The following is an 18,659-nucleotide window of genomic DNA, read 5'->3' as shown; positions in this document are numbered from 1 at the left end:
GCTGTGGATAGAACGGACAACGAACATCGTTATGTTTTTGCCAAGCGCATATCAGCATATCAGGCGCAAAAAAGGCGGAAGGCGCCCCCGCACCCTCCGCCTTCACCCCGATCCCGCCATGGCGGCGCGATCAGGTTTCCGCCCGCGCCTCACGTCGCGCCAAAACCATCAATCGCCCTGTCACCGAGGTTGCGCTGCGCTGCAAAGCCTTGGCGATCTGGCGGCCCGGACGCCCTTCGCGCGCCATGGCCAGCAAACGCGCATCCTCTTCCTGAGTGTAGAGGCGCACCCAGCGTCCGGCGCGCAGATAGGCTTGCGGCGCCTGCGGCACGCTGCGCAGCGCGTATCGGCTTTTCGGCGCCTCAGCGCCCAGGCGTAAACAATGCCATTCGACCAGACTGACCGTGACGCCAAAACGCAGCGCCAGGGCGCGTGTCGCCCATCCCCGTTCGCGCAGACTGGCGATCTCCGCAATCTGCGCATCCGTCAGTCGGCGGCGCGAGCATTGGCCCGTCGAATTTACGCCGTGCGAATCCAGATTTATGGATGTAGTCTGCATATATGCCCCTCCCGATGAGTCGCTTCACCGCCAGAGCTGGCGGCCTGCCCCAAAACGCAACAAGCCATAAAAGCGAATTGGAAATTCGTAAAAATGGATAATGACCAAAAAGATGAATTCAGTCAAGAAAATTTCTCCCTAAAGGCGCAATTTTCCGATAGACTCAATTTATTGTTGCGCAATAAGGGCTTGACGCAGGCGGAACTGAGCCGCCTCTCCGGGGAAGGCGCCTCGAAGATTAATGAATATTCGAAAGGTCGAATCCTGCCGTCGGCGGTGACCGCCATCGCCCTGGCGGAAGCGCTCGACGTCTCTGTCCCCTTCCTGATGCTGGGGCGCGCGGGCGTGGCGGACGCGGCGCACAGCGTGCCGATTCTCGACGCCAGCCGCGCCCTGCCCGTCAGCGGTCACGACCTGAAGCTTTATACGCAGCAGATGACGCTCGACGACCATCTGCTGCGTCAGATCGGTCGGCAGACGACAGAAGGCTTGATCATGGTGCGCGCCGAAGGGGACGCGATGGCGCCGGTGATCACCGACGGCGCGCATGTCCTGATCGACCGGTTGGACCGTCGCTTGCGCGAGGGCGTGTTCGCCATCCGCATCGGCGAAACGATGCGCATCAAACGGCTGCGACCGGTGGGCGTTGACGGGGTCGAACTGATTTCCGACAACGCCATCTATCCGCCGGAGCGCTTCGAGGGCGACCTGCTGGCGGCGTTCAGCATCATCGGCCGCGCCCTGTGGACGGGAACACGCCTGTAGAAATCGGACCAGACGGACTGTAAGCCGGGTTCTGTTCAGCAGTCGAAACTGCCTTGGCGATCATTCCTCTTGGCCGGCCATTGCTGGACGGCTCACGCAACCTACCCGAACGGTCCGGGGCGGTAATGCCCTGTCCGCCGAAGCGAACGCGCCGTTCCTATTTGGTCTTGCTCCTGGCGGGGCTTGCCTTGCCGTTCGCCGTTGCCGGGAACGCGGTGCGCTCTTACCGCACCCTTTCACCCTTGCCGCGCCAAAGCGCGGCGGTTTGCTCTCTGTGGCGCTATCCCTGGGGTCGCCCCCGGCGGGCGTTACCCGCCGCCATATTACCGTGGAGCCCGGACTTTCCTCAGGCCGCTAGAAAGCGGTCCCGCGATCGCCCGTCCGTCTGGTCCGCGGCCCTTGTGGACGCAAATTCTGCTAAAATCAAGGCTCAAGCTGCGGCGTTACGACAAGCGCCAGCCAGCCGAGAATAGCGATCGTTCCACCAATAGGCGCCAGCATGACGAAGGGCGTGACGCCCAGAGCCGCGTGCAGCCCGACCTCCAGAGCGAACAAACCCGATCCCAGCAACATCAGCGCCACCGGCAGGGCGCGACGCCAGCCGCTGACCAATGGCGTCTTGATCAGGCCGATCACCGCCGCCGCATGAAACAGAAGCATCATGCCGCCGGTCGCCAGAATGCCCATGCGCGGCGCATGCGCGCCCGCCGCCAGCATGATGACGCCGAACAGGCCCCAAAGCGCGGCGATGGAAAGCAAAATCCTTTGTCCACGCTCTCTTTGTTCACGCTCCTTCTGTCCAAGCTCCATGTCTAAACCTCCAGCAAAGCGATCTGCCGCAACAGCGCCATCAGAGTCACACGCAGACGCGCGTCGGCCTTGCCCTGCAACTCCGAGCCGATCTGGTCCGGCAGCCAATGGCGTTGAAACGCTGTGACGATCAGCGCGGTTTCCTCATCATAAGGCCCGCCGGGCAGGATGCCGTAACCCAGCTTGCCCAGCCCGCCTTGCAGCGAGAACACCCCCAGCCCTTCATCGCCCGGCCCTAGCGGCGGCCCCATCACGCCATCAGGCGGCAGGTCCGGCTGCACCCACAGCCCATGCCCGTGCTCCGCCAGCCGCGCCCATGGAAAACGCTCACCGGGGTCTTGCTTGCGTGACGGCGCGATATCGGAATGGCCGAGAATGCGATGATCGGGAATCTCCCAGCGCGTGCGCACCCCGTCCAACACGCCGATGACGGCGTCAATCTGCGCGTCGGAAAAGTCGCGATAGCCGAATTCATGGCCAGGATTGACAATCTCTATGCCGATGGAAGCGCTGTTGAGATCGGTCTGGCCCTTCCATGACGATTTGCCGGCGTGCCAGGCCCGACGTTCCTCATCGACCAGCCGGAACACCCGCCCGTCTTCGCCGATCATGTAATGGGCCGAAACCTGCGAGGTCGGATCGCACATGCGCGCCAGAGCCTCTTCGCCGGTGCGCATGCCCGTATAATGCAGCACCACCATATCGGGCGGGCCGCTGCGCGTATTGAAATTGGGAGACGGATTCGTCAGGTCTGCGGTCATGTCCCTGATGTAAGACTTAACCGGCGATGAAACCAGAGGAATTAATACACGGTCCAGGTCGAACCGGATTTGCGCGCCACATAGACGCCCTTGCCATTGGTCTGGTCATCGGTGCGAACGCGCACATGGGCAGGCTTACGTGTGAAGGCGGCGTAGAGCCCGAACAGGCCGACGGCGACCGCCGCCGCCAAAGCCACAGAGGCGGCGAACACCACCAGCAGAACCACGCCCGTCAGAGCCGCCAGGCCAAGCACTGTCATGCTGATCGCATAGAGCGTGCGGCTGATCAGATTACGGCGACGCAGCACACCCCAAGGATGCGATTTCCCGGAAAAGACGCCGAAAGACGTGTCGCGGTGGGTCATACTCAATTACACCTCAATACCCGCAGACTGCACCCCAGACCTTTACAGACTGCAAACAGGAAGACATCCTTGCGTCTTCATACTGATAGATTGGCATGAATACGGCGCGCGTCAACCTTGTGATATAGAGGATGCCTAAATTTTAAGACAAAATTAACCGCATTTCGCACCTGCACATCTGAAAAACGAAACGCATCAGATGCTTATATCTAAGACGCCAGAAGCTGTCTTTCCTTCACAATTTGGTCATAGGCCAGATTGATGCGGGCGGCGCGGTCGGTATAGAGGGTTTCATAATCCTGCGGCAGACCGCGCGCGCGAATGCGGTCGGGATGGAATTCGCTCAGGCGCTGACGACGGGCGTGGCGTACGGCGTCATCGTCGGCATGCGGCGTCAAGCCCAGGACGACATAAGGATCGTCCTCCGACGGCGCGGCGCAACCGGCGCGGATACGGCGATAGCAGGTGCGGCCAATGCCGAACAGATCGGCGACCGTCTCCAGATAGGTCTCCTCGGCGTCGCTAAGTTGTCCGTCGGACACTGCGATGTGGAACAGGCCCTCCAGCACGTCTTCGAGGATTTGTGGGCAACTGGCGTATTTTTTCGCCAGTCTGCGCGCATAGGATTCAAAACCGAGGCTGGTCTGACGCGCCAGGTCGTAAAGGCGCATGATGTCGCGCATGGCCCGGTCTTCCGGGTGGAAAACCTGCAAAAAGGCGGTCTGCTCGACCTCCTGCGCGAAGCCGTCGGCCATGGCCAGTTTGGCGCCCAGCGCCGTCACCGCCGTGGCGAAGGCCGGATCGGCGCCCGGCGGGCCCTTGGGGCATTCGGTGCATTCGGCGGGATCGAACGAGCGCGCCGCCAGTCGGGCCAGATTCTTTAAAAACGACATGCGGGAACGGTTCCTTGAAAGCCGCTTATAGCATTTTTACGCTGGCCTGTGGGATTAAGTTTCCGTAACACCCTCAAAAAGGCGATTTTATGCCGCAGTTCGGCTATAAGCGCAGATAGAACCCTAATCTGGAGTCGCGCCTTGCGTCTGATCTACCCGGCAGTTTCCCTGTTCGTCCTTACCATAATGGCCGTAGCGCCGACGGGCTTCGCCAAGGTTACACATGCGAAAACGGCGGCCAAGGCGCCGCAAAAGCCCGCCGCCAATCCGGCGCTGACCGGTCTGAACGCCGACGGCACACTGCATATGCCCGTGCTGACCGATGCGCCGACCGACGATTTCGAGCGCGTGGCCTGGTGCCACGGCGTCCTGTCCGGTGATATGGAGCTGGCCGAACTGATCAATCCGGTCCTGCCGACCGACGATCAGTTGCAACTGATTGGAACCTCCTACCTGCGCGCCTACGAGGCCGCCCTGACCTTATCCGGCAAGGGCAAGAGCGCCGCCGAGCATAAGAAGGCCGAGGACGCGCGCGATTTTGGCTATAATGAATGGGCCGCCGCGCGCAAGGCGCCGCTCAAGGACGCGGCGGGCCTTTACGTCAATTGGCAACTGCCCGGCGAATGCGAAAAGGCCGCCGTGCGCCTGTCCGGCCATCCCAACCTGTTCGCCGAAATGGCCACCGACGATGAGGCCGAGGCGATCCAGGCCGTGATGACCTCAGGCGGGCCGCACGATTACGACGAAAAACCCAAACCCGTCCTGACGGCGCAAACAGCGCCGGTCGATGGCGGACCTGTGGCGGCCAACACCCTCGGTCAGCGCGTCGATCTGGCTGACGCCCTGCCGAAAATCCCGAAGCCGACGCCCACCGCCAACTCGGACGACAAGCCCAAGGACGAAAAACGCCGCTGGTCCGAAGGCCTGGCCTATCGCCTCGGCTGGAGCAATACGCCCAAGGACAACAAGAAGTAGCCCCCGGTCAAGCCGGGATATAGTTCAGGATCGGCGACAGCCAGCGCTCAGCCTCGGCGACGTCCCAGCCCTTGCGGCGGGCATAGTCTTCGACCTGATCCTTTTCGATCTTGCCGACGCCGAAATAGTGCGCCTTGGGATGCGCGAAATAAAGGCCGGAGACGCTGGCGGGCGGCGTCATGGCGAGGCTTTCCGTCAGCTCCATGCCCGTGCGGCTGCGCGCCTCCAGTAGGTCGAACAAAGTCCCCTTTTCGGGATGGTCGGGCTGGGCCGGATAGCCGGGCGCCGGGCGGATGCCTTGATATTTTTCCGCGATCAGATCGTTGATATCGGCGTCTTCGTCCGCGGCATAGCCCCATAATTCCCGGCGCACCTTCTTGTGCAGCGCCTCGGCGAAGGCTTCGGCCAGACGGTCGGCCAGAGCGGTGGCGAGGATGGCGTTGTAATCGTCGCCCTTCGCCTTGAAATCGCGCGCGATCTCCATCTCGCCATGCCCGGCGGTGACCGCGAAGCCGCCGATCCAGTCTGGCGCGCCCTTAGGGGCGATAAAGTCCGACAGGGCCAGATTGCTCTGCCCCTCGCGCGTCTTCTTCATCTGCTGACGCAGGGTATGCAGGGTAGCGATGACCTTTGTGCGGTCTTCGTCGGCATAGACCTCGATATCGTCATCTTCGGTGGCATTGGCGGGCCAGAATCCGACCACGCCACGCGCCTCGAACCATTTTTCGTCTAGAATCTGTTTCAACATGGCTTGCGCGTCGGCATAGAGGTTGCGCGCCGCCTCACCGACGATCTCGTCGTCGAGAATGGCCGGAAACTTTCCCGCCAGCTCCCATGTCGCAAAGAAGGGCGTCCAGTCGATATGATCGGCCAGATCGTGCAGGTCGTAGGGGCTGAAGGTCTTGAGGCCGATAAAACCTGGCTTCACCGGCGGCTCCGCGGTCCAGTCGATCAGATACCGGTTGGCGCGCGCCTCGATCAGGCTTGAGCGCGGCGTCGAGCCGCCCTTGCCATAGGCTTCGCGCACCCGCGCATAGTCGGCCTTTGTCTCCGCCTTGAAGGTCTCGCGCTCATCGCCGAGCAGGTTCGACACCACGCCGACCGCACGCGAGGCGTCGAGCACATAAACCACCTGATTATTTTGATAGCCCGGTTCGATCTTGACCGCCGTATGCGTCTTGGAGGTCGTCGCCCCGCCGATCAGCAGCGGAATCTCAAAACCCTGACGCTGCATTTCGCGCGCCACGAACACCATTTCGTCCAGCGACGGCGTGATCAGGCCCGACAGGCCGATCATATCGACCTTGTGCTTTTTGGCCTCGTCCAGAATCCGGTCGGCGGGAACCATGACGCCGAGGTCGATGACCTCATAATTGTTACATTGCAGCACGACGCCGACAATATTCTTGCCGATATCGTGGACATCGCCCTTGACCGTCGCCATCAGCACCTTGCCCGCGGCCTCATGCCCCCCGCCCTCTTTCTCGGCCTCCATGAAGGGCATCAGATAAGCGACCGACTGCTTCATCACGCGGGCGGATTTCACCACCTGCGGCAGGAACATCTTGCCCGATCCGAACAGGTCGCCGACCACGTTCATCCCGGCCATCAGCGGCCCTTCGATGACGTGCAGCGGGCGCTCGGCCTTTTGCCGCGCCTCTTCGGTGTCGGCCTCGATAAATTCGGTCACGCCATGTACGAGCGCGTGCTTCAGACGCTCCTCGACCGTGCCGTCGCGCCAGGCCAGGTTCTGCACCTGGGCCTGACCTTTTTCGCCTTTGTAGCGCGGCGCGATCTCGACCAGATATTCGGTATTGGAAACATTGTGCCGCTGCTTGCGATTGAGAATGACATCCTCGACCGCCTGACGCAGCTCGGCGTCGATATCGTCATAGACCGGCAGGTCGCCCGCATTGACGATGCCCATATCCATCCCGGCCTTGATGGCGTGATAGAGGAAGACAGAGTGGATCGCCCGTCGCACCGGCTCATTGCCGCGAAAGGAGAAGGACACATTGGACACCCCGCCCGATACGCGCGCAAACGGCAGGGTCTGTTTGATGATGCGCGCCGCCTCGATGAAATCGACGGCGTAATTGTTGTGCTCGTCGATCCCGGTCGCCACGGCGAAGATGTTGGGATCGAAGATAATGTCTTCTGGCGGAAAGCCGACCTCATCAACCAGAATCCGATAGGCGCGCGTGCAGATTTCGACCTTGCGCGTCGCCGTATCAGCCTGACCGACCTCGTCAAAGGCCATGACCACTACCGCTGCGCCGTATTTCAGGCATTCGCGCGCGTGGTGGCGGAAGATGTCCTCGCCCTCCTTCATCGAGATCGAGTTGACGATCGCCTTGCCCTGCACGCATTTCAACCCGGCCTCGATCACCTCCCATTTCGAGGAGTCGATCATGACCGGCACGCGCGCAATATCGGGCTCGGCGGCCAGCAGGTTCAGATAGGTGCGCATGGCCTGAACCGAGTCCAGCAGCCCCTCATCCATATTGATGTCGATGACCGCCGCCCCCGCCTCGACCTGCTGGCGCGCCACGTCGAGCGCCGCCGCATAATCGCCCTCGACGATCAGCTTACGGAACTTGGCCGAGCCGGTGACATTGGTGCGCTCGCCGATATTGATAAAGGTGGGGATCATAGCCAGTAATCGTTTCTGCGTTTGTATTTGCGCACCAACGCTTCAAGCGGCGCATAGGCGGCGTTGGGCGTCTGCGGCGTATAGGGGATGGTCTCAAGCTCACGGACGAAGTCGAGAAAGTCGGGATGGAAGCGCAGCACGCGCTTGCCGTACTGCTCAAAGCCGTCCTTGGCGGTGATGGTGATGATCTTGCCGCGCGGGCCGTAATAGCTCTTGGTCTTGCCGCTCAGCAAGTATTCATGCGCGTGCAGCATCCATTGCGTGAAAATGCGCACGGGCAGGATGCCCGCCTGCAGAAATTCCCATTCCTCAAGCTGCAACACCCAGAAGCTGTTGTAGAAATATTTGATGTCGTAATCGCTGAGCGTCTTGTCATGATTGTGGAAGCGAATATCGATATCGTGGCTGAGCCGCGTCAGTTCCGCGTATTTTTCTGAAAAATTCACATAGGCGTCGAGCGACTTTTCCTTGGTGGAAATATCCGCGCTCGACCGCACCTGCCGCCATGCCAATACAATGGCCAGCACCGCCGCCGAGGTATAGATGACCGTAAAGATCAGGGTCAGCAGGAATATCTGGTGATCGGGCATCAGGTCTTGCCCGCTTTTCTGATCGCCAGTTCGATCTGGCCGTGCAGGAAATCGACGAAGTCCAGCCCAGCCGCCTTCAGCGATTTCGGATAGAGCGAGGCGCGGGTCAGGCCGGGTAAGGTGTTCGTTTCGAGATAGACCGGCCCGTCCTTTGAGATGATAAAGTCCGAGCGCGAATAGCCCGAGCACGACATGGCCTTGTGCGCGATCACGGCCAGGCGTTGCAGTTCGGCGTTGATCTCAGGCGCAAAACGGGCCGGGCAGATTTCCTGCGTGGTCGCGGCCAGATACTTGCTCTCGAAGTCGAACTGGCCGCTGGCCGACACGATCTCGACCGGCGGCAGGGCGATCAGCGCGCCGTCCGCCTGCTCCAGCACGCCGCAGGTCGCCTCGGCGCCGGTAATGAAGGGCTCGATAACATAGGCCGTGGTCTGGCTTTCGCGGCGTACGGCGGCCAGATCCTGCGCGGAATGGACATAGATCAGGCCATAGCTTGAGCCGTCCTGGGCGGGCTTGGCGATCAGGCGGCCATAATGGGCCAGCGCCTCGTCGGCCTCGTCCAACGTCACTGTCGAGGGCGAAGACACCCCCGCCAGAGCCGCGAACCGCTTGGCCGACACCTTGTCGAAAGCGAGGTGCGAGGCCGCCGAGCCGGAGCCGGTAAAGGGCACGCCGCGCGCCTCGGCCAGCACCTGAAACTCGCCATTCTCCGCCGAACCGCCATGCAGGCCGAGCACCAGCACGCGGTCCTCTGCGGCGGCGCGGTCCATCGCCTCCGCCAAACCGCCGAGACGCGCGCCGTCGGCCCTGAACGCAAGCTCAAACGGTTTGGCGTGGCCTTGCAGCGCCTCCGCCGAGGTCGTCCACACGCTGTCGTCCACATCCCAGAACCACAGTTCGGCATTCGGCAAGGCTGCGGAAATGGCTTGCGCCGTCGCCACGGCGACAAGGCGTTCGCGGCTTGTGCCGCCAAAGAGAAGAGTGGTGCGCATTTGGCTGTCCAACTGAAGTTTCGCCGCTTTTAAGCCGCCGGCTTGACAGCGACAACCTCGATTTCGACCAGAAAGGCGGGTGAGGTTAGAGCGGCGACCTGAAATGCCGCCCGCGCGGGCTTGTTCGGCTGTTCAGACGTGCCGAAATAACGGGTATAGGCCTTCATCATACCCGCGAAATCCATCTTGCCGGTGGTCGGATCGGCGGCCAGATAGACGCGCATCGAGACGATGTCCTTCAGGTCCGCGCCCTGCGCCTGCAAAGCTTTGCGGATGTTCTGAATCACCGACTCGGTCTGCTCCTCGGTGTCGCCATAGGCGGCCAGCGTGCCTTTTTCGGCGTCAGGATGCGTGACCGACGGCACCAGCCCGCTGACATAGAGGGTGGTGTAGCCCGGCGGCACGGCGACCGATTCCGCAATCGGGAAACTGCCGGCATAGACGCGATTCACCGGCGGCGTTTCAGCGCGGGCGACAACTGGCAGAAACAGGACCGCCATCAGGATCAGGGCTTTCATGGTTGTCTCCTCTAAGCCGTTTTCGCCGCCTGCCGGGCGCTGATCAAACCGACGACGCGGTGCGCTGAGGCGAAGGCGCCCTGCTGCCAGGCGGGTATGTTGCTCATATGCTCGCCCGCGAAATAGAAGGGACCGTCGGCGTCGCTCATCAGCCGGTAGCCGTCCGGATCGCTGGCGGCGAGGAACAGCCACGCGCCTTGCGAATATTTGACCCTCGACCACTGGATCGCCATCGGCGAATGCAGCAGGTGCGAACGTCCCGGATGCAGCTTTTCCATCGTCTCGCGGCCGTAGGCGTACTGGCCCGGCAGATCGCGCGCCCCGGCCTTGCCGTCGAAGGCGTAGCCCGCCACCACCACGCCCTCGTCGCTGTTCAGCCGGTCGGACGGATACCAGGTCATCAACGTGTCACGCTCAGTAAAGCTGAGGCCGCCGAAGATGCGATCGTCCTGCTCCCAGAAGCGCGGGCCTTGAAACGCCACCTTATAGCCGTCGCCGAGCTTCGCATTGCGGGCGATGGCGGCTTGCCGATCGGGCGCGAAGTCGTTGGCGACGCCGGACAGAACGGAAAAGGGCAGCGTGCAGACGCAATAATCGGCCTCGATCACCGCGGTCTTGCCGCTCATTGTGTCCGCACAGGTGATGGCGACACCGGAACCCTTGCGGCGGATGGCGCGCACCTCGCTGTTCAGGCGGATGAGCGGCCCCAGCGCCTTGTGAAAGGCCGCCGGAATACGGTCCATGCCGCCGACCGGCTGCTGCATGGTCGCCTGCATGTCGATGGCGTCGGCAAAGCCCGCCATGCCCAGCACAAACGGATCGCCAACCTTATCGAAGCCCATCGGCGCGACGTGGACCGGAATCTGATCGCCTGCGCCTGCATAGGTGGACAGACCGGCGTTTTCCGATCCCTCATAGGCCAGCTTTTCCGTCAGGCCGCCCCAGTCTTTCAACCCGGCGATCAGCCTGTCGCGATCATCGCCGCTCATCTGCTGATCCAGCGCGCCCGCCTGACCGCACTTGGCCAGCAGTTCGGCGACGTAGCCGCGATAGTCGTAAATCGCCTGCCGCAGGGTGATCGGCTTGCCGTCATTGACCCGATCGGTCTGGATGAAGGCGCTGTTGCACATATTGACCTCGACCTCAGTGGCGACGCCCAGTTCGCGGCAATAGCCGAGCGTGGCGAGGTGGTGAGTGGGGATGCGGCCCGCGCCAGCGTTGAAATACATGCCGTCGGAGAAGCCGCAAACCTGCGCAGGGCGCCCGTCCATCTCCAGCTTCGTGCCCTTGCGGATGGTGAAGTTGCGTCCGCCGGTGCGCGGCCGCGTCTCCAGCACCGTGCAGTCATAGCCTGCCTTGCGCAATTCATAGGCCGTCGCCATGCCCGACACGCCGGTGCCGAGGATGACGACCTTCACGCCCTTGCCGGAGCCGGGCGCCAGTCGCGGCATGCCCGCCCAGGCCTCGCCTGCGCCCATCAGCCCCAGACCGTGCATGGCCGCATAGGCCCCGGCCACGCCCGCCACCGCGCCGAAGCGCATGATTAGTTCCCGCCGTGTCGTCATGGTGTTCAGCCCTTTGGTTTCGCTTGAAACCGGTACGCTATGCCGTTTTCGACCGCTTGACTAGCTGAGTTCAAACGGCTCAAGGCCCGCCAGACGCAGGGCGCGCGGGCGCTCTGGGATCTGGCGCGGAGTAACGCCGCGCACCTCGTCGGCGACGTGCCGGATGTGATCGGGCGTCGTGCCGCAGCAGCCGCCGAGGATATTGACGATGCCGTCCTTGGCCCACTCATGCAGTTCGTGCGCAGTCTCGTGCGGCTGTTCGTCATACTGGCCCATCGCATTGGGCAGTCCGGCGTTCGGATAGGCGGCGACCAGGCAGTCGGCGACGCGCGCTAGTTCCGCAATATGCGGCCGCATCAGGTCGGCGCCCAGAGCGCAATTGAAGCCGACCGCGAACGGTTTAGCGTGGCGCACGCTGTTCCAGAAGGCCTCGGCGGTCTGGCCGCTGAGCGTCCGTCCCGACCGATCGGTGATGGTGCCGGAAATCCAGATCGGCAGGCGGTCCATACCTTCGTCTTCGAGATCGAGAATCGCCTTGATCGCCGCCTTGCAGTTCAGCGTATCGGTGATGGTCTCGATCAGGTAGAGATCGACCCCGCCCGCATTGAGCGCCTGAATCTGTTCGCGATAAGCCTGATAGACCTGATCGAAGGTCACGCTGCGCGCGCCCGGATCGTTGACGTCCGACGACATGCTCAACATCTTGTTCAGTGGCCCGATCGAGCCTGCAACAAAGCGCGGCTTATGCGGCTCCTTCGCCGTCCAGGCGTCGGCGCGTTCGCGCGCGATCTTTGCACCCTCGCGGTTGATGTCGATCACGTCCTGAAGTTTCAGGTGGTAATCGTCCTGCGCGATGGTGGTGGCCGAAAAGGTGTTGGTCTCGGAAATATCGGCGCCAGCCGCATAATACTGGTCGTGCAGGTCAGCAATGATGTCCGGGCGCGTCAGGCACAGGATATCGTTATTACCCTTGAGCTGGCCCGGATAGGCCTGGAAGCGTTCGGCGCGGAAATCGGCCTCGTCCAGCCCGCGGCGCTGGATCATCACGCCCCAGGAGCCATCAAGGATGAGGATGCGCTCTTTCGCGGCCTGTTTAAGCGCTTCGATGTGTTCGGCGCGGTTCATAGTGAAACCTCCTTGAGCCCCAGAATTCGGCAGATCGCATACACCAGGTCGGCGCGGTTGAGCGTGTAGAAATGGAAGTTTTCGACGCCTTCGCGCTCAAGGCCGAGACACAGCTCAACCGCCACGGCGGAGGCCAGCAGTTTGCGCGTCTCGGCGTCGTCGTCCAAGCCGTCGAACAGGTCTTCCAGCCAGTCGGGAATATGGGCCGCGCAGGCCGAGGCCATGCGGCGCAGGCCCTTGAAATTAGTCACGGGCATGATGCCGGGGGTCAGGTCGATCTTGATGCCCGCATCGGCCACAGCGTCGCGATAACGCAGATAGGTGTCCGGCTCGAAGAAGAACTGGCTGATGCCGCGCGTCGCGCCTGCATCGACCTTCTGACGCAGCACATCGAGATCGAAGGCTTTGGACGGGCTTTGCGGATGCTTTTCGGGATAGACGCCGATGCTGACCTCGAAATCGCCGATGCGCTTGATCGCGGCGGTCAGTTCGGTGGCGTTGGCATAGCCGTCTTCGCGCGGCGCATAGTCGCCAAATCCTGTGGGCGGATCGCCGCGTAGGGCCACAATATGCCGCACACCCGCCGCCCAATAGGCGCGGATCACCTCATCGACCTCATCGCGCGACGCCTCAACGCAGGTCAGGTGCGCGGCGGGTTTCAGATGGGTTTCATCGACTAGGCGCTTGACGGTGCGATGCGTGCGCTCGCGCGTCGAACCGCCTGCGCCATAGGTAACGGAGACGAAGGACGGGTTCAGCGGCGCCAGACGGCGGATCGAGGTCCACAGGGTCGCCTCCATCTCCTCGGTCTTGGGGGGGAAGAATTCGAAGGAGACATTGAGATTCTGGCCGCCGCCTGCCAGCGAGCGGGCGATGGGTGCAAGATCGGCCAGTTTGGGATTCAGCACAGGGCTCATAGAAAAAGCTCGGAAGGTAAAGAGGGGCAGGCCGGGGAATTTAAGCCGGTCGGACGGCCAGCCAGATTTTGACAGTCAGGCCGCCTTCGGATTGCGGCGGCAGGGCCAGAGAGGTCTGCGGCATGAGACCGGCGGCGCTTAACCACGCCGCCATATCCTCATCCAGCATGCCGAGACGGCGGTGCTGGTACTGCTCGCGCATGATCTCAAGCGCGTGGTGGGCGAAATCGACGATCAGCAGTCGCCCGCCCGGCACCAGCAGACGCGCCGCCTCCTGCACCGCGCGGTTGGGATCGGCCAGGAAGTGCAGCACCTGATGCACGATGATCAGGTCGGCCGATTGCGACGGCAGGCGCGTGTCGTAAATATCGCCGTGGCGCAGATCGGTGCCTTGCAAGCCTGCCTCAAAGGTGCGCGAACGGGCGATGTTGAGCATGTGCTGCGACAGATCAAGCCCTGTCGCCGTTTCGGCGCGCCCGCCCAGCAGGGCCAACATGCGGCCCGAGCCGGTGCCGAGATCGAGCAGACGGCGATAGGGCGCATCGCCCAGCACGCGCAGGATGGCGGCCTCGACATCGCTTTCGGAGACATAGTGGCTGCGAATCTCGTCCCATTTCGGCGCGATGGTCTCAAAATAGCCTTCCGCCGAGGCGCGTCGGGCCAGCCGCACCGCCTCAAGCTGGCGCAGATCGTCAGTATGCGAATTGCCGATTCCGGCCAGGATCGCCTCCAGCAACGGACGCATGGCCGGATCGCCGGACAGGCGATAAAACACCCAGGCCCCATCCGGGAAACGCTCGATCAACCGGGCCTCATTCATCAATTTGAGATGGCGCGACACGCGCGGCTGGCTCTGGTCGAGAATGGACACCAGTTCCATGACCGACAGCTCCTCGCGCGCCAGCAGACGCAGCAAACGCAGGCGCGTCTCTTCGCCAGCCGCCTTCAGGGCGTCGAGTACGGCGTCAAATCCGGCGGCGATCAAAGGCGTTCCATTCATATAACCATATAAAGATATCTTTATATGATGCGCAAGTGTTTTTTATATCCACAGCTCTTTAGGCTGTCGCATCCTGCGTCAGAGCGACGCATGGCGCCTTTACGTCAAACATAACATAGTGGGAGTTTAAGGACAGAGGAAGCTCGAATGCCCAGACAGGGAGTTACGCTCGCAACGGCCTTAAGCCGCGGCCTCAGGCGCAGATGCCCGTGCTGCGGCGAAGCTTCGGCGTTTCGCGGCTATCTGAAAGTGGTCGAGGTCTGCCCTGTGTGTCAAACGCCGCTCAGCCTCTATCCGACCGATGACGGACCCGCCTATATCACCATGTTGCTGGTCGGACATCTGGTCGTGGCGCCGACCTTTCTGATCCCCGGCGTCTGGAATGCGCCGCTGCAAATCCTGGCGCCGACTCTGGTGGGGTTGATCGGCGCGCTGACCTTGGCCGCCCTGCCCTTCGTCAAGGGCGGGTTTCTGAGTCTGCTCTGGTATCTGGGTATGAAACGGGCGCGCTGAAGACCGGACCAATACGCTTGACAGGCGAACAAAACAGGCGCCACATACCGTCACCTTAGGGAGATGCTGAGATGGCGCATAAGTTCGAAATCCGCAAGAATAAGGCTGGCGAGTTCGTCGCCTATTTCGTCTATAATAGCGAGACGATCTTCTGGACTGAGGGCTACAGTTCAAAAGCCTCGGCGAAGAATGCGATTGATTCGATCAAGAAGAATGGACCTGACGCCGAAGTCATTGACAAATCGGACGGCTAAACGTCCAGGCTGAGGGCGTCGCGGATCAACGCGATTGAGCCTTGCGCCTCTTCGGTGCAGTCCATTGACAGGCGGTCGATCTCTTCCTGAGCAAAGCTGCGCATCAGTTGCGCCGCCTGCGGCGACAAGGCCATCAGGGTGCGCGTCGAAGCGCGCGCCAGCGCCAGGGCGGCGTCGGCGTCAACAAGATTGGCTGTGTCTTTGGCGACCGCCAGCGCATACAGGCGCGAGGCGGCGTTATGAAACGCGTTGACCGTCATCTTTTTCTTGGGCATCCAGACTGTTACCGAATTTTTCAACGATCCGAGGAACGCTTACCCCACACACATTGGCGTTCAGGAGGATCGTACGCTACGCCTACTCAACTTCCGGGAATATATTCGCGTTAACGCAGAAATCCAGTTAAGCCCCCGGCAAGACGACTCTATCATATTCCGGTTATTTTTCAGGTCTTTGCAAAAAGACGCTCGTATAACTTCCTGTCAAGGCGACGAATAAAGTAAAAAATTTCATGATAACGCTATCTTCGGCTGCTTCATTCTAATAATAGCGCAAATTTCCCACGCACCTATAAAAAGCGGCCTTGCCTCACCGCCGCATTCATAAAAAAAGCTGGCGTTTCCGCCAGCCTTTGATAACCCTGAAACGGGTCGCGTCAAGATAGTTTAACTGCGCTTCAGCCGATCTTCTGCGCCAGACGCTCCTGGCCCTCACGGATCAGTTGCGCGGCGGCTTCCGGTTCGACCCAGCCGATGACATTGGTGGTCTTGCCCTTTTCCAGATCCTTGTAATGCGCAAAGAAGTGCGTGATCTGCTCGATCATGATCTGCGGCATCTGACGATAGCTGGCGACATTGGTGTAATAGGGGTGCAGTTTGTCCACGGGCACGGCCAGAATCTTTTCGTCACGGCCCGCCTCGTCTTCCATCACCAGCGCGCCGATCGGACGGCAGCGGATCACGACGCCCGGATAAACCGGCGTCGGCCCGACCACCATGACGTCGCACGGATCGCCGTCATCCGCCAGGGTGTGCGGGATAAAGCCGTAATTGCCCGGATAGAACATCGAGGTGTACAGGAAGCGGTCCACAAACAGGGCGCCGGAATCCTTGTCCATCTCATACTTCACGGGCATACCGCCCTGCGGAATCTCGATGACGGCGTGGAGATCCCAGGGAGCGTTGGGACCGACGGAAATTTTATCGATATTCATGATCTTTTTCGAGTTTTAACGACAAGTTGGCCATTGTCATAAGGGCTCGCCGCCCTTCGCACAAGCGAGAATGGACACGGGCGGTCAATCTTTATGACGATTTCCGACGCGCCTGTCGCATAAAGCCGCGCGAACGGTTAGAATCGTCCGACGATTCCCGCCATCCTTCGTGAGGCTCCATGACCGCTCTCAGCGCCCTGTTCACCAACCTCCTGCGCAGTCCGCTGGATCTGCTGGCCTTCGCCATCTTCGTTATATGCTGGCTGGGCTATGAGTCCATCGTGCGCATCTTGTCGAAAAAGGCTGGTCTGATCGTCAAGGACCTGAGCGTCGTGCGCCAGACCTGGATGAACGAAATGGTCATCCGTGGCTTTAAACTTTACGATTCCAACCTGATGGCGCACGCCGTCAATTCGGCGACCAATTTTTCCTCGGCCAACCTCCTGCTGATTGCGGCGGTGGCGGGCGTGCTGTTCGGCGGCCAGATTCCCATGCAGTCCGCGCAGGCGCTCGGCATCGACGTGTCTTCGCCGCACATTCTGCAATTCAAGCTGGCCCTGGTGCTGATCTGCCTGACACGCGGCCTTTTAAACTTCATCTGGTCGCTGCGTCAGATGAATTACTGCGCCGCCGCCTTCGGCTCGCTGCCCGATAATATGGACCCTGAGACGGCGCGCGATTTCGGCGCGGCGATGGGCGACATTATCGAACCGGCCATGTCGAATTTTTCCCAGGGCGTACGCAGCTACTACTTCTCACTGGCGGCGGGCGCCTGGCTGTTTGGGCCGCTGGCCCTGATTTTGGCCAGCGTCGGCGCGGTCGCCCTGCTTGGCTGGCGTCAGTCGCGATCACGCGCGGCAAAAGGCCTGCGCCGTTTGCGCGAACTCCTGGAGGCGCATCCCTATCCGACGCCGACGCGACCGATCCAGTCCGGCGACGCGAAACCCGTAAATAATGCGCTGCAAAATTAAGAACGTGCGTTCTTGATCGTACTTTTCACGATCAAAGCTATATACTTGACGTGATTGTAACGATACGTGATCGCATCTGTGACATTTTGCGCTTGAGTTATTTTGCGTCGCAGCGTAATTTTCAGGTGTTCGACGCCCATGGCGTCGATGCCCTTCCTGGGCGTTTCCTCCCTGTAAACTTTAGCCGCGCCGAGTGCGCGGCTTTTTTTTGCGCATTTTTAGCCGTTAAAGTCCATGAGACTTGCGGTCAGCGCAACGAACACAGCCTGTAGCCGCGGCGCATCCGCATTCAGGCGAAGGGACGCTTCGTCCATATAGATGGCGCGGTGAATCTCGATCTGCAACGCCTCCATGCCCGCAGACGGTCGGCCGTAATGCTCGACGATATAACCGCCCGCGAACGGTTTGTTGACGCCGACACGCAGACCCTTCGCCTCAAAAAAGCGCTTCACATGCCGCACCAGGGCGGATGAGCAACTGGCGCCGTGCCGGTCGCCCAGCACGATGTCGGGACGCGGCGCCTCGCCCAGATAGCTCAGCGCCATGCCCGGCATGGAATGCCAGTCGATCAGGATGGCGTTGCGCCCCTGCTGACGCGCCGCTTCGCGCGCCCGAAGCAAGGCGGTCAATAGAGCCTCGTGATACGGGCGATGGATCAGGTCGAGGCGCTGATTGACCTCGTCCATATCGAGCGGCTGGTGGTAAATGTCCTGATCGGCGCTCAGGCGACGCGCGATCACGCCGTAACCAGCCTTGACCCGCGCGCTCAAGGACAGGGCCGACTTGGGCAACTCTCCCCGGATCAGCCGGGCGTCCAGCTCCAGCGGATGCCGGTTCACGTCGCAAAAGGCGCGCGCATAATGGGCGATCACCGCATGGACGCCCTGCGCTTCCGGCGCCACCAGCGCGTCCACCCAGGCGTCCTCGCTGCCGCGCAAAGCCTCCGGCGACAGACGGGAGGCGGCGACGAAACTGTCTGGATAGATGCGCCCCGAATGCGGCAGACTGTACACCAGCGGACACGGCGCGTCGGGCGCAATCACGGTGACCGCGTCGTCGGGCCTGTGGACCGCCTGCCAGGGCTTTACCGCAGAGGGCTGGGGAGAAAGCGTGTTCATTAGAACTTTAGTAGGACATTCCTGCCACGTCTTCATCCCTAATTTACACTCCGGCGGCAAACATGATGACAAACCTCGCCGCAGGTATAAACTATAAGCTTT

Annotated in this window: 21 protein-coding genes and 1 other RNA gene; 5 read left to right on the top strand and 17 right to left on the bottom strand. The window is 61.4% G+C overall.

The window, feature by feature from the left end; genetic code table 11:
- Nucleotides 1–130: 130 nt before the first annotated feature.
- The gene (locus ACTHLA_RS16370) at nt 131–559 is read right to left on the bottom strand and encodes a hypothetical protein (protein ID WP_440191854.1); all 429 of its coding nucleotides are present in this window, start codon (nt 557–559) and stop codon (nt 131–133) included.
- Between the two features lie 171 nt (nt 560–730).
- Between ACTHLA_RS16370 and ACTHLA_RS16365 the strand changes: the two genes are divergently transcribed.
- A complete protein-coding gene (locus ACTHLA_RS16365) occupies nt 731–1,324 on the top strand; it encodes a LexA family transcriptional regulator (protein ID WP_440191851.1) in 594 nt (197 codons plus the stop codon).
- A 4-nt stretch (nt 1,325–1,328) separates the two neighbouring features.
- Here ACTHLA_RS16365 and rnpB read toward each other — a convergent pair.
- The 5 genes from rnpB to ACTHLA_RS16340 form a co-directional block, all read right to left on the bottom strand.
- Nucleotides 1,329–1,713: RNase P RNA component class A (gene rnpB, locus ACTHLA_RS16360), an RNA gene on the bottom strand.
- A gap of 34 nt (nt 1,714–1,747) precedes the next feature.
- The gene (locus ACTHLA_RS16355; protein ID WP_440191848.1) at nt 1,748–2,083 is read right to left on the bottom strand and encodes a hypothetical protein; all 336 of its coding nucleotides are present in this window, start codon (nt 2,081–2,083) and stop codon (nt 1,748–1,750) included.
- A gap of 53 nt (nt 2,084–2,136) precedes the next feature.
- Nucleotides 2,137–2,895: an N-acetylmuramoyl-L-alanine amidase gene (locus ACTHLA_RS16350; protein WP_440191845.1), complete on the bottom strand. Its 759-nt coding sequence runs from the start codon at nt 2,893–2,895 to the stop codon at nt 2,137–2,139.
- A gap of 41 nt (nt 2,896–2,936) precedes the next feature.
- Nucleotides 2,937–3,260, bottom strand: coding sequence for a hypothetical protein (locus tag ACTHLA_RS16345; RefSeq protein WP_440191842.1), 324 nt, complete (start codon nt 3,258–3,260; stop codon nt 2,937–2,939).
- A gap of 209 nt (nt 3,261–3,469) precedes the next feature.
- Nucleotides 3,470–4,153 carry a TerB family tellurite resistance protein gene (locus ACTHLA_RS16340; protein WP_440191839.1) on the bottom strand — a complete coding sequence of 228 codons (684 nt, stop codon included), beginning with the start codon at nt 4,151–4,153 and terminating at the stop codon, nt 3,470–3,472.
- Between the two features lie 141 nt (nt 4,154–4,294).
- Here ACTHLA_RS16340 and ACTHLA_RS16335 point away from each other — a divergent pair, with 141 nt between their 5' ends.
- Nucleotides 4,295–5,128: a hypothetical protein gene (locus ACTHLA_RS16335; RefSeq protein ID WP_440191836.1), complete on the top strand. Its 834-nt coding sequence runs from the start codon at nt 4,295–4,297 to the stop codon at nt 5,126–5,128.
- 7 nt (nt 5,129–5,135) lie between these two features.
- On the opposite strand, the gene metH is transcribed toward ACTHLA_RS16335, so the two are convergent.
- Genes metH through ACTHLA_RS16295 form a run of 8 tightly spaced genes read right to left on the bottom strand, consistent with a single transcriptional unit; the run spans nt 5,136 to nt 14,488 of the window.
- A complete protein-coding gene (metH, locus tag ACTHLA_RS16330; protein ID WP_440191833.1) occupies nt 5,136–7,781 on the bottom strand; it encodes a methionine synthase in 2,646 nt (881 codons plus the stop codon).
- Nucleotides 7,778–8,371, bottom strand: a complete 594-nt coding sequence (locus ACTHLA_RS16325; RefSeq protein WP_440191830.1) for a hypothetical protein — start codon at nt 8,369–8,371, stop codon at nt 7,778–7,780. The genes metH and ACTHLA_RS16325 overlap by 4 nt, the downstream gene beginning before the upstream one ends.
- A complete protein-coding gene (locus ACTHLA_RS16320) occupies nt 8,371–9,363 on the bottom strand; it encodes a D-alanine--D-alanine ligase family protein (RefSeq protein ID WP_440191827.1) in 993 nt (330 codons plus the stop codon). Before ACTHLA_RS16320 ends, ACTHLA_RS16325 begins: the two co-directional genes overlap by 1 nt.
- A gap of 29 nt (nt 9,364–9,392) precedes the next feature.
- Nucleotides 9,393–9,881 (bottom strand): RidA family protein, encoded by a 489-nt coding sequence (locus tag ACTHLA_RS16315; RefSeq protein ID WP_440191824.1) that lies wholly within the window; start codon nt 9,879–9,881, stop codon nt 9,393–9,395.
- 11 nt (nt 9,882–9,892) lie between these two features.
- Nucleotides 9,893–11,446, bottom strand: coding sequence for a flavin monoamine oxidase family protein (locus ACTHLA_RS16310; RefSeq protein WP_440191821.1), 1,554 nt, complete (start codon nt 11,444–11,446; stop codon nt 9,893–9,895).
- Nucleotides 11,447–11,506: 60 nt separating this feature from the next.
- Nucleotides 11,507–12,571 (bottom strand): homocysteine S-methyltransferase family protein, encoded by a 1,065-nt coding sequence (locus tag ACTHLA_RS16305; protein WP_440191818.1) that lies wholly within the window; start codon nt 12,569–12,571, stop codon nt 11,507–11,509.
- The gene (gene metF, locus ACTHLA_RS16300; RefSeq protein ID WP_440191815.1) at nt 12,568–13,488 is read right to left on the bottom strand and encodes a methylenetetrahydrofolate reductase [NAD(P)H]; all 921 of its coding nucleotides are present in this window, start codon (nt 13,486–13,488) and stop codon (nt 12,568–12,570) included. Before metF ends, ACTHLA_RS16305 begins: the two co-directional genes overlap by 4 nt.
- Before the next feature lie 40 nt (nt 13,489–13,528).
- Nucleotides 13,529–14,488, bottom strand: a complete 960-nt coding sequence (locus ACTHLA_RS16295; protein ID WP_440191812.1) for an ArsR/SmtB family transcription factor — start codon at nt 14,486–14,488, stop codon at nt 13,529–13,531.
- 147 nt (nt 14,489–14,635) lie between these two features.
- Between ACTHLA_RS16295 and ACTHLA_RS16290 the strand changes: the two genes are divergently transcribed.
- Both ACTHLA_RS16290 and ACTHLA_RS16285 read left to right on the top strand, forming a co-directional pair.
- Complete coding sequence (locus ACTHLA_RS16290; RefSeq protein WP_440191809.1) at nt 14,636–15,001, top strand: DUF983 domain-containing protein; 366 nt, start codon at nt 14,636–14,638, stop codon at nt 14,999–15,001.
- 71 nt (nt 15,002–15,072) lie between these two features.
- A complete protein-coding gene (locus tag ACTHLA_RS16285; RefSeq protein ID WP_440191806.1) occupies nt 15,073–15,255 on the top strand; it encodes a YegP family protein in 183 nt (60 codons plus the stop codon).
- Here the strand turns inward: ACTHLA_RS16285 and ACTHLA_RS16280 are convergent.
- Both ACTHLA_RS16280 and ppa read right to left on the bottom strand, forming a co-directional pair.
- On the bottom strand, nt 15,252–15,530 hold the full coding sequence (locus tag ACTHLA_RS16280; RefSeq protein ID WP_440191803.1) for a hypothetical protein: 279 nt from the start codon (nt 15,528–15,530) through the stop codon (nt 15,252–15,254). The genes ACTHLA_RS16285 and ACTHLA_RS16280 overlap by 4 nt on opposite strands.
- A 401-nt stretch (nt 15,531–15,931) precedes the next feature.
- On the bottom strand, nt 15,932–16,468 hold the full coding sequence (ppa, locus tag ACTHLA_RS16275) for an inorganic diphosphatase (protein WP_440191800.1): 537 nt from the start codon (nt 16,466–16,468) through the stop codon (nt 15,932–15,934).
- A gap of 179 nt (nt 16,469–16,647) precedes the next feature.
- Here ppa and ACTHLA_RS16270 point away from each other — a divergent pair, with 179 nt between their 5' ends.
- Nucleotides 16,648–17,439: a DUF599 domain-containing protein gene (locus ACTHLA_RS16270; protein WP_440191797.1), complete on the top strand. Its 792-nt coding sequence runs from the start codon at nt 16,648–16,650 to the stop codon at nt 17,437–17,439.
- Nucleotides 17,440–17,657: 218 nt separating this feature from the next.
- On the opposite strand, the gene ACTHLA_RS16265 is transcribed toward ACTHLA_RS16270, so the two are convergent.
- Nucleotides 17,658–18,557 carry an N-formylglutamate amidohydrolase gene (locus tag ACTHLA_RS16265; RefSeq protein WP_440191794.1) on the bottom strand — a complete coding sequence of 300 codons (900 nt, stop codon included), beginning with the start codon at nt 18,555–18,557 and terminating at the stop codon, nt 17,658–17,660.
- Between the last annotated feature and the right edge of the window lie 102 nt (nt 18,558–18,659).

Source organism: Asticcacaulis sp. (assembly GCF_051956075.1).
Classification (GTDB): domain Bacteria; phylum Pseudomonadota; class Alphaproteobacteria; order Caulobacterales; family Caulobacteraceae; genus Asticcacaulis.
Note: the sequence above shows the minus strand (reverse complement) of the source record. Positions and strands in the feature narration are given on the sequence as shown.

Bases quoted from the DNA above. Each gene is read 5' to 3' on its own strand.
- ACTHLA_RS16290 (WP_440191809.1), top strand. From the start codon at position 14,636: ATGCCCAGACAGGGAGTTACGCTCGCAACGGCCTTAAGCCGCGGCCTC.
- metF (WP_440191815.1), bottom strand. From the start codon at position 13,488: ATGAGCCCTGTGCTGAATCCCAAACTGGCCGATCTTGCACCCATCGCC.
- ACTHLA_RS16285 (WP_440191806.1), top strand. From the start codon at position 15,073: ATGGCGCATAAGTTCGAAATCCGCAAGAATAAGGCTGGCGAGTTCGTC.
- ACTHLA_RS16295 (WP_440191812.1), bottom strand. From the start codon at position 14,488: ATGAATGGAACGCCTTTGATCGCCGCCGGATTTGACGCCGTACTCGAC.
- ACTHLA_RS16370 (WP_440191854.1), bottom strand. From the start codon at position 559: ATGCAGACTACATCCATAAATCTGGATTCGCACGGCGTAAATTCGACG.
- ACTHLA_RS16280 (WP_440191803.1), bottom strand. From the start codon at position 15,530: ATGCCCAAGAAAAAGATGACGGTCAACGCGTTTCATAACGCCGCCTCG.
- ACTHLA_RS16340 (WP_440191839.1), bottom strand. From the start codon at position 4,153: ATGTCGTTTTTAAAGAATCTGGCCCGACTGGCGGCGCGCTCGTTCGAT.
- ACTHLA_RS16345 (WP_440191842.1), bottom strand. From the start codon at position 3,260: ATGACCCACCGCGACACGTCTTTCGGCGTCTTTTCCGGGAAATCGCAT.
- ppa (WP_440191800.1), bottom strand. From the start codon at position 16,468: ATGAATATCGATAAAATTTCCGTCGGTCCCAACGCTCCCTGGGATCTC.
- ACTHLA_RS16325 (WP_440191830.1), bottom strand. From the start codon at position 8,371: ATGCCCGATCACCAGATATTCCTGCTGACCCTGATCTTTACGGTCATC.
- metH (WP_440191833.1), bottom strand. From the start codon at position 7,781: ATGATCCCCACCTTTATCAATATCGGCGAGCGCACCAATGTCACCGGC.
- ACTHLA_RS16310 (WP_440191821.1), bottom strand. From the start codon at position 11,446: ATGACGACACGGCGGGAACTAATCATGCGCTTCGGCGCGGTGGCGGGC.
- ACTHLA_RS16350 (WP_440191845.1), bottom strand. From the start codon at position 2,895: ATGACCGCAGACCTGACGAATCCGTCTCCCAATTTCAATACGCGCAGC.
- ACTHLA_RS16305 (WP_440191818.1), bottom strand. From the start codon at position 12,571: ATGAACCGCGCCGAACACATCGAAGCGCTTAAACAGGCCGCGAAAGAG.
- ACTHLA_RS16320 (WP_440191827.1), bottom strand. From the start codon at position 9,363: ATGCGCACCACTCTTCTCTTTGGCGGCACAAGCCGCGAACGCCTTGTC.
- ACTHLA_RS16270 (WP_440191797.1), top strand. From the start codon at position 16,648: ATGACCGCTCTCAGCGCCCTGTTCACCAACCTCCTGCGCAGTCCGCTG.
- ACTHLA_RS16265 (WP_440191794.1), bottom strand. From the start codon at position 18,557: ATGAACACGCTTTCTCCCCAGCCCTCTGCGGTAAAGCCCTGGCAGGCG.
- ACTHLA_RS16315 (WP_440191824.1), bottom strand. From the start codon at position 9,881: ATGAAAGCCCTGATCCTGATGGCGGTCCTGTTTCTGCCAGTTGTCGCC.